The sequence below is a fragment of the Pseudomonas sp. W3I7 genome, assembly GCF_030816095.1.
GTDB classification, from domain to species: domain Bacteria; phylum Pseudomonadota; class Gammaproteobacteria; order Pseudomonadales; family Pseudomonadaceae; genus Aquipseudomonas; species Aquipseudomonas salomonii.
Window position 1 is genome coordinate 414,063 of sequence record NZ_JAUSXP010000001.1, and the last position, 13,978, is coordinate 428,040.

At 61.3% G+C, this 13,978-nt stretch carries 13 protein-coding genes; 4 read left to right on the forward strand and 9 right to left on the reverse strand.

The features are described from left to right. Positions 1-22: 22 nt before the first annotated feature. A complete protein-coding gene (gene lipA, locus QF043_RS02045) occupies positions 23-1,024 on the forward strand; it encodes a lipoyl synthase (RefSeq protein ID WP_057444888.1) in 1,002 nt (333 codons plus the stop codon). Positions 1,025-1,143: 119 nt separating this feature from the next. After that, positions 1,144-2,073 (forward strand): LD-carboxypeptidase, encoded by a 930-nt coding sequence (locus QF043_RS02050; RefSeq protein ID WP_307417341.1) that lies wholly within the window; start codon positions 1,144-1,146, stop codon positions 2,071-2,073. 125 nt (positions 2,074-2,198) lie between these two features. Here QF043_RS02050 and QF043_RS02055 read toward each other — a convergent pair whose 3' ends face one another. The 5 genes from QF043_RS02055 to leuS form a co-directional block, all read right to left on the reverse strand. Then, positions 2,199-3,524 carry a lytic murein transglycosylase gene (locus QF043_RS02055; RefSeq protein WP_307417342.1) on the reverse strand — a complete coding sequence of 442 codons (1,326 nt, stop codon included), beginning with the start codon at positions 3,522-3,524 and terminating at the stop codon, positions 2,199-2,201. Positions 3,525-3,585: 61 nt separating this feature from the next. After that, positions 3,586-3,750, reverse strand: a complete 165-nt coding sequence (arfA, locus tag QF043_RS02060) for an alternative ribosome rescue factor ArfA (RefSeq protein WP_307417343.1) — start codon at positions 3,748-3,750, stop codon at positions 3,586-3,588. A gap of 237 nt (positions 3,751-3,987) precedes the next feature. Continuing rightward, positions 3,988-5,025, reverse strand: a complete 1,038-nt coding sequence (holA, locus tag QF043_RS02065) for a DNA polymerase III subunit delta (RefSeq protein ID WP_017136058.1) — start codon at positions 5,023-5,025, stop codon at positions 3,988-3,990. A 39-nt stretch (positions 5,026-5,064) separates the two neighbouring features. Further along, positions 5,065-5,670 (reverse strand): LPS assembly lipoprotein LptE, encoded by a 606-nt coding sequence (gene lptE / locus QF043_RS02070; protein WP_305455972.1) that lies wholly within the window; start codon positions 5,668-5,670, stop codon positions 5,065-5,067. 88 nt (positions 5,671-5,758) lie between these two features. Further along, a complete protein-coding gene (gene leuS, locus QF043_RS02075) occupies positions 5,759-8,365 on the reverse strand; it encodes a leucine--tRNA ligase (RefSeq protein ID WP_307417344.1) in 2,607 nt (868 codons plus the stop codon). A gap of 262 nt (positions 8,366-8,627) precedes the next feature. Here leuS and QF043_RS02080 point away from each other — a divergent pair, with 262 nt between their 5' ends. Continuing rightward, positions 8,628-8,939: a hypothetical protein gene (locus QF043_RS02080; RefSeq protein ID WP_307417345.1), complete on the forward strand. Its 312-nt coding sequence runs from the start codon at positions 8,628-8,630 to the stop codon at positions 8,937-8,939. 104 nt (positions 8,940-9,043) lie between these two features. After that, entirely contained in the window at positions 9,044-9,805 is a 762-nt protein-coding gene (locus QF043_RS02085; RefSeq protein WP_307417346.1) for a YdcF family protein, read from the forward strand. Positions 9,806-9,939: 134 nt separating this feature from the next. Here QF043_RS02085 and lnt read toward each other — a convergent pair whose 3' ends face one another. Genes lnt through QF043_RS02105 form a run of 4 tightly spaced genes read right to left on the reverse strand, consistent with a single transcriptional unit; the run spans position 9,940 to position 13,810 of the window. Further along, the gene (gene lnt, locus QF043_RS02090) at positions 9,940-11,463 is read right to left on the reverse strand and encodes an apolipoprotein N-acyltransferase (protein WP_307417347.1); all 1,524 of its coding nucleotides are present in this window, start codon (positions 11,461-11,463) and stop codon (positions 9,940-9,942) included. A gap of 8 nt (positions 11,464-11,471) precedes the next feature. Next, complete coding sequence (locus QF043_RS02095) at positions 11,472-12,311, reverse strand: HlyC/CorC family transporter (RefSeq protein ID WP_010206772.1); 840 nt, start codon at positions 12,309-12,311, stop codon at positions 11,472-11,474. 43 nt (positions 12,312-12,354) lie between these two features. After that, positions 12,355-12,813, reverse strand: coding sequence for an rRNA maturation RNase YbeY (ybeY, locus tag QF043_RS02100; RefSeq protein WP_307417348.1), 459 nt, complete (start codon positions 12,811-12,813; stop codon positions 12,355-12,357). Beyond that, a complete protein-coding gene (locus QF043_RS02105) occupies positions 12,806-13,810 on the reverse strand; it encodes a PhoH family protein (RefSeq protein ID WP_058420190.1) in 1,005 nt (334 codons plus the stop codon). Before QF043_RS02105 ends, ybeY begins: the two co-directional genes overlap by 8 nt. Positions 13,811-13,978 lie beyond the last annotated feature (168 nt).

A 13,978-nucleotide genomic window follows, 5' to 3' on the forward strand; every position in this document is an offset into this window, starting at 1 on the left:
GACTACTGATGCAGTGCAAACCATGATCCCGACGCTGGACATCACCGAGCGTCCGGCCCCGGCCCCGCGTGCCAAGGTCGAAGCCGGCGTCAAGCTGCGCGGCGCCGAGAAGGTTGCACGCATCCCGGTGAAAATCATCCCGACCACCGAACTGCCGAAGAAGCCCGACTGGATCCGCGTGCGCATCCCGGTTTCGCCGGAAGTCGACCGTATCAAGGCCCTGCTGCGCAAACACAAGCTGCACAGCGTGTGCGAAGAAGCCTCCTGCCCGAACCTGGGCGAATGCTTCTCCGGCGGCACCGCCACGTTCATGATCATGGGTGACATCTGCACCCGTCGTTGCCCGTTCTGCGACGTTGGCCACGGCCGGCCGAAGCCGCTGGACGTTAACGAGCCGGAAAGCCTGGCGATTGCCATTGCCGACCTGAAACTCAAATACGTGGTGATCACTTCCGTAGACCGCGACGACCTGCGTGACGGCGGTGCCCAGCACTTTGCCGACTGCATCCGCGAGATCCGCAAGCTGTCGCCGAACGTGATGCTCGAAACCCTGGTGCCGGACTACCGTGGCCGCATGGACGTCGCGCTGGAAATCACCGCGGCCGAGCCACCGGATGTGTTCAACCACAACCTGGAAACCGTGCCACGCCTGTACAAGGCCGCGCGTCCGGGTTCGGACTACCAGTGGTCGCTGACCCTGCTGCAAAAATTCAAGCAGATGATGCCGCACATCCCGACCAAATCCGGCCTGATGCTGGGCTTGGGCGAGACCGACGAAGAAGTCATCGAAGTCATGAAGCGCATGCGCGAACACGACATCGACATGCTGACCCTGGGCCAGTACCTGCAACCGTCGCGCAGCCACTTGCCGGTGCAGCGTTTCGTGCACCCGGACACCTTCGCCTGGTTCGCCGAGGAAGGTTACAAGATGGGCTTCAAGAACGTGGCTTCGGGCCCGCTGGTACGTTCCTCGTACCACGCCGATGAGCAAGCCAAGCTGGTCAAGGCGAGCCTGGTTTCGTAAGCACTTCCCCCCTGTAGGAGCAGCCGAACTGCTCCTACAGAGTTTCCCTCCTTTTCTCCCTTCTGTTTGCAACCATCAGTGGCTAGAGTGCCTGGGTATCCAACCACGGAGAACCATGGATGACGACTCAACTCTCGGCTGCCGTGCCTGCCCTGCGCCCCGAAGGCGTAATTGGCCTGATCGCCCCCGCCGGCCCTGCCGCACTGGATGTTGAAAAAGCCGGCCAGTGGATGCGCGCCCGTGGCCATGAGCTGCGCATATTCCCCGGTGTGTATGAACGCGATGGCTACCTGGCCGGCAGCGACGAGGTGCGCCTGCGCGATTTGCATGCGGCGTTTGCCGATCCCGAAATCGATGCAATCTTCTGCCTGCGGGGCGGTTACGGCACCCCGCGATTACTGGACATGCTCGATTTCGACCTGATTGGTGCCAACCCCAAGCCATTTGTGGGGTACAGCGACATCACCGCATTGCACCTGGCCATCAACCGCTACGCGGGTTTTGTGACCTTTCATGGGCCAATGCTCAACGCTGACCTGCTCGGTGACAAACAGCAGCCCACCGAGTCATCGCTGTTCAGCATGCTGCGCGGGCAACTGAGCGAGTGCAGCGTGCTGGCACACCCGGTTGCTTACCCGCTGACCACAATTGAGCCGGGTATCGCCTGCGGGCGTTTGCTCGGTGGCAACCTGTCGATGATCGCCGCAGTGATGGGCACGGCGTTTGAGATCGACGCTGAAGGCATCATCCTGTTTATCGAAGACGTCAACGAGCCGCTCTACCGAATTGACCGACTGCTGACCCATTTGCGCCTGGCGGGCAAGCTGTGCCAGGTCGCCGGTGTGCTGGTCGGGGATGTATCGGGTGTGGACAAGGCGGCATTGGAGCGGCTGCTCAAGCAGACGTTCAAGCCGCTGTGTATTCCGGTGCTGTCCGGCTGGCGCAGTGGGCACTGCGATCCGAACCTGACGCTGCCGCTGGGCGCGCTGGTGCGGTTGGATGCGGGGGAGCAGCAGTTGGTGTTGGAGCAGGATGTAGTTCTGAAGTAATTGTCGCCTGTCATGCCGTCTTCGCGAGCAAGCCCGCTCCCACATTCGACCGCATTCCAAAGGATGTACGCGGTTAAATGTGGGAGCGGGCTTGCTCGCGAAAGCGGCAGTCGCCATAGGCCGATTTAACGGCTTTGCAGCGACTCCAGCAGCTTCACCGTCGGATACCCATCCGCGGGCCAACCCAACGACTGCTGCGCCGCCCGGATCGCCTTGCGCGTGTTGGCGCCGATAATCCCGTCCGGGTTGCCCGCGTCATAGCCCTTGGCGCTGAGCACCGTCTGCAAATCGATACGCTGGGAGCGACTCAGCGGCAGCTCATCCTTGGGCCAATCGCCACGAATCATACCCGCGCCACCAAACCGCTCCGACAGCAGGCCCACGGCCAGCGCATAGGACGATGAGTTGTTGTACTTGAGGATTGCGCGGAAGTTATCCAGCACCAGGAATGCCGGGCCACGGTAGCCGGCCGGCAGCAGCAGGGCGGCGGACAGTTGCTCGACGTTGGGTGGCATGCTCGCGCCAGATGGCAGCTGGATACCGAGTCTCATCCACTCGCCAACGGTCTTGCGTATGCCGCCGTCGGCCAGGGCGTAATCGAAGTTCGCCGGCAGTTGTTTCACCTCAAAGCCCCACGGCTGGCCACGCTGCCAGCCGGAGCTTTGCAGGTAGTGCGCAGTGGAGGCGAGGGCGTCGCCCGGGCTGTTCCAGATATCGCGGCGACCGTCGCCATCGAAATCCACGGCATGGGTGTTGTAGGTGGTCGGGATGAACTGGGTCTGGCCCATGGCCCCGGCCCACGAACCTTTCATCTGGTCGGCAGAGATATCGCCATGCTGGATGATCTGCAGCGCCGCCAGCAGTTGCGCCTGGGCGAACGCCGGGCGGCGGCCTTCATAGGCCAGGGTCGCGAGCGAACGGATCACCGAGTTATTGCCCTGGAACTGGCCAAAGTTGCTTTCCATGCCCCACACCGAAACCAGTGCCTGGCGGTCAACGCCATAACGCTCTTCGATGCGTTGCAGGATATCGGCGTACTTGATCAGCAACGCTTGGCCATTACGCACACGTACCGGCGACAGGGCACCGTCGAGGTATTCCCATACCGGGCGGGAAAATTCCGGTTGGCTGCGATCGGCGCGAATCACCGCCATGTCGGGCGTCACGCCAGCAAAGGCGTTATCGAAGACGGCGGGGGTGATCCCCGCGCTCAGGGCTTGCGCACGAAAGCCAGCCTGCCATTCGGCAAAGGTCTGGGTCGGCTGGATATCAAGATTGTCCACGGCCAAGGGGGGGACCACGGCAGGCGCGACGGCAGGCACGGTCTGGAGCTTCGGCAGGGGTTGCGCGTCCGCGGCGGTGGGTTTCTCGGCGCAGGCGACAAGCAGAATGAGGCTGGAGGCAGCGATCAGTTGGCGAAGGTGCCAACGACGGGAAAGGCTAGAGGGCATGCACAGGTCCAGGGATTACAAATCAAGTACCGACCTTATCATGCCGGAGGGGCACTTGCCTTCAGGCAGCCAGAAAGTAAGAAGCCTCCCAGCTATTAGACTGGAAGGCTTCGCGGCGGTAGCTGCCTTTGCCCTTGCCGGCGCGTTCCTGACGGCTGCGGAACAGTGGCTGGGCGATGATGGATTTGGCCTTGTTGGTGCCATGCTTGGATGGCTTTTTGCTCATGTTCATTACTCTCTTGAGGTGGGGTGCTTGAGGTGGGGCGACGCGGTGCAAATCATCTGCCGAAGTTGCGCGGCTGTAAAGCCCGGCGAGTTTCAAGAAGTGTACACGCGGTCGAAATGTGGGAGCGGGCTTGCTCGCGAAGGCGGTGCATCAGTCAACAACCTCAGTGACTGACACTGCGCCTTCGCGAGCAAGCCCGCTCCCACATTGGGACTGTGGTGCTTACGAGAGAGGGGGTTATTCGGCGGGGAGTGTCAGGCGTTGGCCAGACATCAACAGTGACAAACGGCTCAGGCTCATCCACGGCGAGCCCGCCGCCTGGCCTTTGATCTGCGCGTCGATGCGCTGCGCTTCGAGCAACAGCTGCGCCCAGCGTTGCGCCGAGTGGCGTTGCAGGGCTTTGCTCATCAGGGGTTTGCGCTTGTCCCACACCGGCGGCCTGGCCTGGCTGAAGCATTTGTCCAGCGGCGTGCCTTGGCTGTATTGCAGGGCAATATTGGCCAGCACTCGCAACTCTCGAGCCAGCGCCCACAGAATCACCGGTGGTTCCACGCCTTCGCCGCGCAAGCCTTCGAGCATGCGCAGGGCGTGGGCGGGTTCGCCATTGAGAATGGCATCCACCAACCCGAACACATCAAAGCGCGCGCTATCAGCGACTGCGCCCTGGACGGTTTCGACGGTGATCTGCCCGTCTTCGGCCATCAGCTTGAGCTTTTCGATCTCTTGGGCGGCGGCAAGCAGGTTGCCCTCGACCCTGGCGGCAATCAGCTCGACGGCATCTTGCGTTGCCGACAGCCCTGATTGCGACAGGCGCTGACGTATCCACTGCGGCAGCTGGTTGCTGTCTACTGGCCAGATCTGGATGAACTGGGTTTGCGGGCCTTCTACCAGCGCCTTGCCCCACTTGGTTTTCTGCGCGCTGCCATCGAGCTTGGGCAAGCTGATCAGCAGCACCGTGTCCTCAGCGGGGCGTGAGCAGTATTCCATCAACGCCGCCGCGCCCTTGTCACCGGGCTTGCCCGAAGGCAGGCGCAGTTCCAGCAGGCGTTTCTCGGCGAACAACGACATGCTCGCACCGGCTTGCAGCAGCGTGCCCCAGTCGAAACTGGCGTCGGCGCTGAACACCTGGCGTTCATCGAAGCCTTGCTGGCGTGCGGCGGTGCGAATCGCGTCGGCTGCCTCCTGGCACAGCAACGGGTCATCACCGCTGACGATATAGACAGGCGCAAGGCCACCTTGCAGGTGCTTGGCGAGTTGGGCGGGGGCAAGTTTCATAGGCAGGGCGAACGGGGCGCCAGGGGCGCCCCGTCTGGCTTACTCGACAGGGACTTCGGCTGGCGATTGTTTCGGCGTGTTGTCTTCGTATTCCTGCGCAGCTTTCAGGGCGTCGGCGTCAGCCTTGGCCTTGTTGTCGGCGGTCAGCTGCAAGGCGGCGAGTTTTTCCGGCGTCAGCTGTTGCAGGCGAATCATCAGGCGCTGGATCAGCTCGCGACGCATTTCCTTGCGAACCTGGATGATCTCCGAGTCCGAGCCCACCAGGTTGTTACCGTCGTGGCTGACGACTTTCTGCACTTCAACCTTGTCACCCATCAATGGCAGGTGGTCGCGGCCTTGCAGTTCATAGACGACCAGGGTGTTCAGCTCAATGTCCGACGCACGGCCGGCACTGGCGTAGCTGAGGTTACGCTGGGTTTCTTTCTCGTCCACCAGGTTCAGTTTGTAAGTCGCGCCGGAGGCCACACGTACACCGCTGCTTTCCAGGGTCTGGCGCAGTTGGGTCAAGGTATCGCCGTAGGCGTTGCGCGCGCTGACGTCGAGTTCCTTGATGCTCAGTTCATTGGTGGCGGTGCCACGCAGCTGGAAGCCGCAAGCGCTCAGCAGCACAGCGAGGCCCATCACCAGCAAATTGCGTTTGATCATTTTGTTGCTCCCCTTGAAACCATGTTGGCCTTATCGAGGCCTTAAAGGTTTAGTTCGGCGCAGGGCTCAAGCCCTGCGCCCGATCCGATTAGCTGGCGACGATGTTGACCAGTTTGCCCGGCACTACGATCACTTTGCGGATCGTCAGGCCTTCGGTAAAGCGCAGCACGTTTTCGTTGATGCGCGCTGCGGCTTCCACGTCTTCACGGCTGGCGCTGGCAGGCATGTCGATCTGGCCGCGCAGTTTACCGTTAACCTGGATAACCAGTTGCAATGTGTCCTGCACCAGCGCGCTGTCATCCTGCACCGGCCAGCGCGCATCGATGACCGCATCGCTATGGCCCAGGCGGCTCCACAGCTCATGGCTGATGTGCGGCGTGATTGGCGCCAGCAGCAACACCACCGCTTCCAGGCCTTCCTGTACCAGCGCGCGGTCCTGTTCGGTGGCTTGCGGGGCTTTTTCCAGCACGTTCATCAGCGTCATCACCTGGGCGATGGCGGTGTTGAACTTGTGGTTCTGGCCCACGTCCTGGCTGGCCTGGCGGATGGCAAGGTGGGTGCTGCGACGGATGGCTTTTTGCTCATCGCTCAATGACGCCACGTCCAGTTTGCCCGGCAAACCCTGGCTGACATGGGCGTGCGCCAGGCGCCAGACGCGCTTGAGGAAGCGGTGCGAACCTTCAACCCCGGAGTCGGACCATTCGGCGCTCATGTCGGGCGGCGAGGCGAACATCATGAACAAGCGGCAGGTGTCGGCGCCGAACTGATCGATCATCGACTGTGGGTCAACGCCGTTGTTCTTGGACTTGGCCATCTTCTCGGTGCCACCGATTTCCACCGGCAGGCCGTCGGATTTCAGCTTGGCGCTGATTACCTTGGCTTTGCTGTCACGCTCAAGCTCGACGTCCGCCGGGTTGAACCAGGTGTAGGCGCCATTGGCTTCGCGGCGATAGTAAGTCTCGGCGATTACCATGCCTTGGGTCAGCAGGTTCTTGAACGGCTCATCGGAACTCACCAGGCCTTCGTCGCGCATCAGCTTGTGGAAGAAGCGTGCGTAGAGCAGGTGAAGAATCGCGTGTTCGATGCCGCCGATGTATTGATCCACCGGCAACCAGTGGTCGGCTGCGGATTTTTCTACCAGGCCGCCTTCATAGTGTGGCGAGGCGTAGCGGGCGTAATACCACGAGGACTCGACGAAGGTGTCCATGGTGTCGGTTTCACGCTTGGCAGGTGCGCCGCATTTAGGGCACGTGCACTCGTAGAACTCGGGCATGCGCGCCAATGGCGAACCGGCGCCATCCGGCACCACGTCTTCAGGCAAGACCACCGGCAACTGGTCTTCCGGCACCGGCACGTCACCGCAGGTTTCGCAGTGGATGATCGGGATCGGGCAGCCCCAGTAGCGCTGGCGGCTGATGCCCCAGTCGCGCAGGCGGAACTGGGTGCGCGAGGCACCGAGGTTTTTCTTGATCAAGGCAACTTCGATGGCGTCGAAGGCACCCTGGAAGTCCAGGCCGTCGAACTCACCGGAGTTGATCAGCGTGCCGTGCTCGCCGTAGGCGTCTTGCCACGGGGCCGGGTTGGTCTCGCCGGAACTGGTACGCACCACGGATTTGATCGGCAGGCTGTACTTGGTGGCGAACTCGAAATCGCGCTCGTCGTGGGCCGGCACAGCCATGACTGCGCCATCGCCGTAGTGCATCAACACGTAGTTGGCGACCCACACCGGCAGTTTTTCGCCCGTCAGTGGGTGCTCGACGAACAGGCCGGTTGGCAGGCCTTTTTTCTCTTGGGTGGCAACGTCGGCTTCGGCCACGCTGCCGCCTTTGCATTCGGCGATGAACGCTTGCAGCTCAGGATTGTTCTGTGCAGCCTGGGTGGCCAGCGGGTGCTCGGCGGCCACGGCGACGTAAGTCGCGCCCATCAGGGTGTCGGGGCGGGTGGTGAAGACTTTGAGTGCGCCGGCTTCGCCAATCGAATCGACGTTGTACGGGAACTGCACTTCCATGCCCTTGGATTTGCCGATCCAGTTACGCTGCATGGTCTTGACCTGTTCAGGCCAGCCCGGCATGTCATCGAGGCTCGACAAGAGTTCATCGGCGTAGGCCGTGATCTTGAAGTAGTACATGGGGATCTGGCGCTTTTCGATCACCGCGCCGGAACGCCAGCCGCGACCGTCGATGACTTGCTCGTTGGCCAGTACGGTCTGGTCGATCGGGTCCCAGTTCACGGTACCGTTTTTACGGTAGATCACGCCTTTTTCGAACAGGCGCGTGAACAGCCACTGTTCCCAGCGGTAGTAATCGGGCTTGCAGGTGGTCACTTCGCGGGACCAGTCCACCGCCAGGCCCAGGCTACGCAGCTGGGTTTTCATGTAGGCGATGTTTTCGTAGGTCCACTTGGCGGGCGCCACGTTGTTTTTCATCGCGGCGTTTTCCGCCGGCATGCCGAAGGCGTCCCAACCCATAGGTTGCAGGACGTTTTTGCCGAGCATGCGCTGGTAGCGGGAAATTACGTCGCCGATGGTGTAGTTACGCACGTGCCCCATGTGTAGCTTGCCGCTGGGGTAAGGGAACATCGATAGGCAGTAGTAAGTCTCCTTGCCTGGCTGTTCACTGACTTCAAAGGACTTTTGCTCGTCCCAGAAGGTTTGGGCGGCATTTTCTATTTCACGGGGCTGATATTGTTCGTGCATGGCTACTTTTGAACTGAATAGGGGTGGCCTAATCCTCTTCGGTACAACATTCAGGTTGATCGACACCAAAAAGCGGCGCGTCCGTGCCCAAACCCTGCGGGAAGTGGAGTTACAGGAAGCGCCGTAGCATACATGACCCCACTCTATCGAGGGAAACCCTGATTGCGCGGCGAGGGCCGTCTGTCGCGGCGCGAGGCAGGCGCAGCCACGGGGACTACGCTGTTTATTGGGGAGTGAGTCTTATCTTCAATGAGGTGAGGGGATGCTTGAATCGCAGCGAACTTTAATGAAACCGCAATTGTATGAAGGACTGATCGACCGTTTGGGTCGGGCATTGGATGCCGCAAGAACCGCAGGCCGATTGCTTGATGAGCGGCCTCTGGAGCTGGAGTTGCGAGGCTTGAGCCAGGCTGAACTTGAATTGATCAAGGGCTACCTGGAATTGAATCACCACCGTGCCTCCGAGGACCGGGCTGCCCCGCCCGCCCAAGAGCCTTTGCGTTCGGCCAAGGTGATCTGGCTGAAAGATGTGTCTGCGGGTCGCGGTTCCGACAAACGTCGGGCCGCACGGTAAACGTGGAGCACCACGTTAACCTTTGAGTCGTCTCGAAACAGGTTGGTAAAGATTGTCGCTGAACCCCGTTGCATCTAGGCTTCGGGCATCTTTGGAGATGCCCGATGCCTTTTCGTTATTTCATTAAACAATTGCTCTTGCCGCCCGGCCTTTTTTTGCTGCTGCTGGCGCTTGCCTGGTGGTTGCGTAAAAGTCGCCCGCGCCTGGCCGGCTGCTGCTTTGCCGTGGGGTTCGGGGGGCTGTGGTTGATCAGCCTGCCGGTGATGGTGCAATGGGGCGCGCATGCCTTGGAGACCGAGCCACCGTTGGCCCGTGAAGAATGGGCGGCGCTGGCCCAGCGCGCCGATGCAATTGTGGTGTTGGGTTCCGGGCGTGAGCGCGGCGACCCTGCGTGGGGCACCGATCAACCCACCGGTACAGGGCTTGAGCGTCAGCGTTATGCCGCGCGTCTGGCCAAGGCCTCTGGCTTGCCGGTGCTGACCAGCGGCGGCTTGCACTACGGCACGCCACCCAGCGAGGCGGAGCTGATGGCGGTGTCGATGCAGGATGACTTTGGCGTCACCGTGCGCTGGAAAGAAGAGCGCAGCCGCACCACCTGGGAAAACGCGCAGATGAGCGCCGACATCCTGTTGCCGCAAGGCATCAAGCGTGTGGTGGTAGTGACCCAGGCCTGGCACATGCCGCGTGCGGTGTGGAGCTTCGAGAAGGCCGGCTTTACCGTGGTGCCGGGGCCGGTGGGCTTTTTGGGCGTGGACAATGCGCGGCCACTGGGCGGCTGGATGCCGGAGTTTGTGTCGGTGTGGCGCAGCGGGCAGTTGATCAATGAGGCGGTGGGGCAGGTGGGGTATCGGGTGTTTTACCGGTAAGCAGAAGCACCGCAGATCAAGTGTGGGAGCTGGCTTGCCTGCGAAGGCGTCGTGTCAGTTGGCCGGTTTTTAGCTGGCCCACCGCTATCGCAGGCAAGCCAGCTCCCACATTGATTTTGTAGTGTCGCTCAGAGTTAGACGGTTTTCGACATCCGGCCCGCCAGCAGCGCCCAGCCGAACAAGCCCAGGCACACAATGATCAACGGCCACGAGCGCCATTGCAGGTACGGCGTCAGGTTGTGCATCGGCACCACTTCGCCGTAGAGAATCCCGCGTTCAAACTGCGGGATCTGCGCGGTGATCTGCCCAAACGGGTTGATCAGGCCGGTCACGCCATTGTTGGTGGCGCGGATCATCCAGCGGCCAGCTTCCAACGCACGCATCTGCGCCATTTGCAGGTGTTGCAGCGGGCCAATGGAACGGCCGAACCAGGTGTCGTTGCTGATGGTCAGCAGTAAATCGCTCTGGGCCGACAGGCCTGCGGCAAATTCCGGGTACACCACTTCGTAGCAAATGAACGGCGCAATCTGATAGCCCTTGGCCTGCAGCATCGCCTGATCGGACGGGCCGCGGGCGAAGTCCGACATCGGCAGGTCAAAGAAAGCGATCAGCCCGCGCAGCATGTCTTGCAGCGGCACGTATTCACCAAAAGGCACCAGTTTTTGCTTGAGGTAAGTGCCTTCGCCTTCGCCCACCACGGTGATGCCATTGAAGTAGCGCTTCTGGTGGTGCACTTCCTGGCGGATCGGTACGCCGGTGATCAGCGCGGAGTGCCGGTCGGCGGCAAACTTGCCCATCATGCCCAGGTAGCCTTCGACTGACTCTTTGAGCACCGGCACCGCGGTTTCCGGCCATACCAGCAGGTCCACTGGCTTGGAGCTGAAGCTCATGTCGCGGTACAGCGCCAACTGCGCGTCGATCTGCGCGGGGTCCCATTTCATGCTCTGTTCGACATTGCCCTGAATCGCCGCCACGGTCAGCGGTGCGCCGGAGGGCGAGGTCCAGGCGTGATGCTTGAGCGCCAGGCCGATGGCCCAGGGTGCAACCAATAACACCAAGCCTGCGCCGATGAAGCCGTTGCGCTTGCTGGCCAGCAGGCGCGGCAGGTTGCACAGCACCGCAGCCGTCAGCGCCAGGGCAAAGGAGATCAGCCACATGCCGCCCAGTGGCGCCAGGCCGGTGAGCGGGCCATCGAGTTGGCTGTAACCGGAGTACAGCCAAGGGAACCCCGTCAGGAACCAACCACGAAACGCTTCCTGGCCAACCCACAGCGCCGCAAAGGTCAGCGCATCGGCCAGCGGCGCCTCATTACGACGCAGCCAGCGCGCCCACAGCCAGGCGGGCAGGGCGAAGAACCAGGCAATCGCGGCGGTAAACAGCAGCATCAAAAAGCCAGCCAGCAACACCGAAGCGCCGCCGAAGTGGTGAATGCTGTAGTAGATCCAGCTGGTGCCGGCGCCAAACAGGCCAAAACCGAAACACCAGCCACGGCCCAGGGCCTGGCGTGGCGTCAGCTCGCGCAGGCCGATGTAGAACAGCCCGACTGCAACCAGCGCAAATGGCCACAGATCGAACGGCGCCAGCGCCAGAGTAGTGATGGCGCCGGCCACCACGGCCAGCAGGTTACCGGGCCAGCCGGGTGCAATCAGACGGCGCATATCAGTCCTTAGCGGGCAATCGGAGTCAGGCGGATCAAGTGGATACGACGGCTATCCGCATTCAGAATGCGGAAGCGATAAGCGCCAATCTCGGTGGTTTCGTTACGTTTTGGCAGGTGCCCGAACGCACTCATCACCAAACCGCCCACGGTGTCGAACTCATCATCCGAGAACTCGCTGTCGAAGAACTCGTTGAAGTTCTCGATCGGCGTCAGCGCCTTGATCAGGAAATCACCGCTGGGTAGCGGCTTGATGTAGCTGTCTTCTTCGACGTCGTGCTCGTCTTCGATGTCGCCGACGATTTGCTCAAGCACGTCTTCGATGGTCACAAGACCGGCCACGCCGCCGTATTCGTCGATCACAATGGCCATGTGATTGTGGTTGGCGCGGAACTCGCGCAGCAGCACATTCAGGCGCTTGGATTCAGGCACGAAGGTGGCCGGGCGCAGCAAGTCCTTGATGTTGAAGCTGTCGCCGTTCTCCTTGAGGATCAGCGGCAGCAGGTCCTTGGCCAGCAGGACGCCCATGACGTCGTCATGGCTTTCACCGATCACCGGGTAGCGCGAGTGCGCCGAGTCGATCACGGCCGGGAGGAATTCCCGTGGGGTCTGGGTCGCCTTGATGCTGATCATCTGCGAGCGCGGGACCATGATGTCCCGAACCTGCAGGTCAGCCACCTGGATGGCGCCCTCGACGATGGCCAGCGCTTCGCTGTCCAGCAACTTGTTCTGATGGGCCTCGCGCAGCAGCTCCAGCAGCTCCTGGCGGTTTTTCGGCTCGTGGGCAAAAGCCTGGGTCAGTTTACCCAGCCATGACTTCTGCCCGTTGCTCGATCGGTCTTCGCTCATAGCGATTACTCTAAATCCTTTGTTGTGTCAGTTATGTGTAGTTTCAGTTTTCGTCGTCTGCATACGGATCAGGGTGACCCAGTTCAGCAAGCAACGTTTGTTCCAGTGTTTCCATTTCGCAGGCTTCGTCATCGTCTATATGGTCGTAACCCAAGAGATGCAAGCAGCCGTGGATGACTAGATGGGCCCAGTGGGCCTCAAGTTCCTTGCCTTGTTCCTTCGCCTCGCGCTCGACCACTTCGACGCAGATCACCAGGTCGCCCAGTAACGGGATATCCAGTAACTCATCCGGCACGTCGGCGGGAAAGGACAGTACGTTGGTCGCGTAGTCCTTTTGGCGCCAGGTGTGATTCAGTTCACGGCCTTCGGGCTCGTCCACCAGGCGGATGGTCAGTTCCGAGTCGGCGGTGCGCTGGCGCAGGGCCAGGGCGCACCATTGACGGAACTGCGCTTCGCTGGGGGCGGGCGCTTCGGTGGCCCGCTGCAGGTCTAGCTCAAGCATCGCGGCGCACGTCCTTGGCGGGTGCGTCATCGCGGTGCTCAAAGCGCTCGTAGGCTTCGACAATGCGCTGCACCAACGGGTGGCGAACCACGTCTTTGGGCATGAAATGCGTGAAGCTGATGCCTGGCACGTCCTTGAGCACGTCGATCACCTGGGCCAGGCCGGACTTGGTGCCCTTGGGCAGGTCGACCTGGGTGACGTCGCCGGTGATCACGGCGGTGGAGCCGAAACCGATACGGGTGAGGAACATTTTCATCTGTTCGACGGTGGTGTTCTGGCTTTCGTCGAGGATGATGAAACTGTTGTTCAAGGTGCGACCACGCATGTAGGCCAGCGGGGCGATCTCGATCACTTGGCGCTCGATCAACTTGGCCACGTATTCAAAGCCGAGCATCTCGTACAGCGCGTCGTAGAGCGGGCGCAGGTACGGGTCGATCTTCTGGGCCAGGTCGCCGGGCAGGAAGCCAAGCTTCTCGCCAGCCTCGACCGCCGGGCGTACCAGCAGGATGCGTCGCACCTGCTCGCGCTCCAGGGCGTCGACCGCGCAGGCCACGGCCAGGTAGGTCTTGCCGGTACCGGCGGGGCCGATACCGAAGTTGATATCGTTACCGAGGATTTCCTTGACGTAGCGCTGCTGATTCAAGCCGCGTGGGCGAATCATGCCTTTTTTGGTGCGCAGGGCCACGCTGGCTTCGGCCACCGGGTTGTTGGCCAAGTCTTCCACGGCGGATTCCTGCAGGTACAGGTGCACGGTCTCCGGCGACAGCTCACTACCCTTGGTTTCGCGGTAGAGGCGGCGCAGCAGGTTTTCTGCAGACGTGGTGTGCTGGGGTTCACCAATAAGCTCGAACTGATTGCCGCGGTTGCGGATCTCGATGCTCAGGCGTTGTTCGATCAGGCGCAGGTGCTCGTCGAACTGTCCGCACAGGTTGGCGAAACGGCGAGCCTCAAACGGCTCGAGGATAAAACGATGGGGTTCTGCTATGGGTGCGTTCAAGGTTGCTTTTAGCCGCCCTTTGGCTGTTTAGGTGAAGGAGAGGATAACGCCAGTGCTCGGCGTGCGAAAGCACTTATATAGTGCTGGCTCAATCTCAAGAACCATGAAAATCCACTGTGGGAGCTGGCTTGCCTGCGATTGCGGTGTATCAGTGCCAATTGTGTTAAC

Excerpts from the sequence above, each read along its gene's own strand:
- lipA (WP_057444888.1), top strand. The coding sequence starts at position 23 with ATGATCCCGACGCTGGACATCACCGAGCGTCCGGCCCCGGCCCCGCGT.
- QF043_RS02050 (WP_307417341.1), top strand. The coding sequence starts at position 1,144 with ATGACGACTCAACTCTCGGCTGCCGTGCCTGCCCTGCGCCCCGAAGGC.
- QF043_RS02055 (WP_307417342.1), bottom strand. The coding sequence starts at position 3,524 with ATGCCCTCTAGCCTTTCCCGTCGTTGGCACCTTCGCCAACTGATCGCT.
- arfA (WP_307417343.1), bottom strand. The coding sequence starts at position 3,750 with ATGAGCAAAAAGCCATCCAAGCATGGCACCAACAAGGCCAAATCCATC.
- holA (WP_017136058.1), bottom strand. The coding sequence starts at position 5,025 with ATGAAACTTGCCCCCGCCCAACTCGCCAAGCACCTGCAAGGTGGCCTT.
- lptE (WP_305455972.1), bottom strand. The coding sequence starts at position 5,670 with ATGATCAAACGCAATTTGCTGGTGATGGGCCTCGCTGTGCTGCTGAGC.
- leuS (WP_307417344.1), bottom strand. The coding sequence starts at position 8,365 with ATGCACGAACAATATCAGCCCCGTGAAATAGAAAATGCCGCCCAAACC.
- QF043_RS02080 (WP_307417345.1), top strand. The coding sequence starts at position 8,628 with ATGCTTGAATCGCAGCGAACTTTAATGAAACCGCAATTGTATGAAGGA.
- QF043_RS02085 (WP_307417346.1), top strand. The coding sequence starts at position 9,044 with ATGCCTTTTCGTTATTTCATTAAACAATTGCTCTTGCCGCCCGGCCTT.
- lnt (WP_307417347.1), bottom strand. The coding sequence starts at position 11,463 with ATGCGCCGTCTGATTGCACCCGGCTGGCCCGGTAACCTGCTGGCCGTG.
- QF043_RS02095 (WP_010206772.1), bottom strand. The coding sequence starts at position 12,311 with ATGAGCGAAGACCGATCGAGCAACGGGCAGAAGTCATGGCTGGGTAAA.
- ybeY (WP_307417348.1), bottom strand. The coding sequence starts at position 12,813 with ATGCTTGAGCTAGACCTGCAGCGGGCCACCGAAGCGCCCGCCCCCAGC.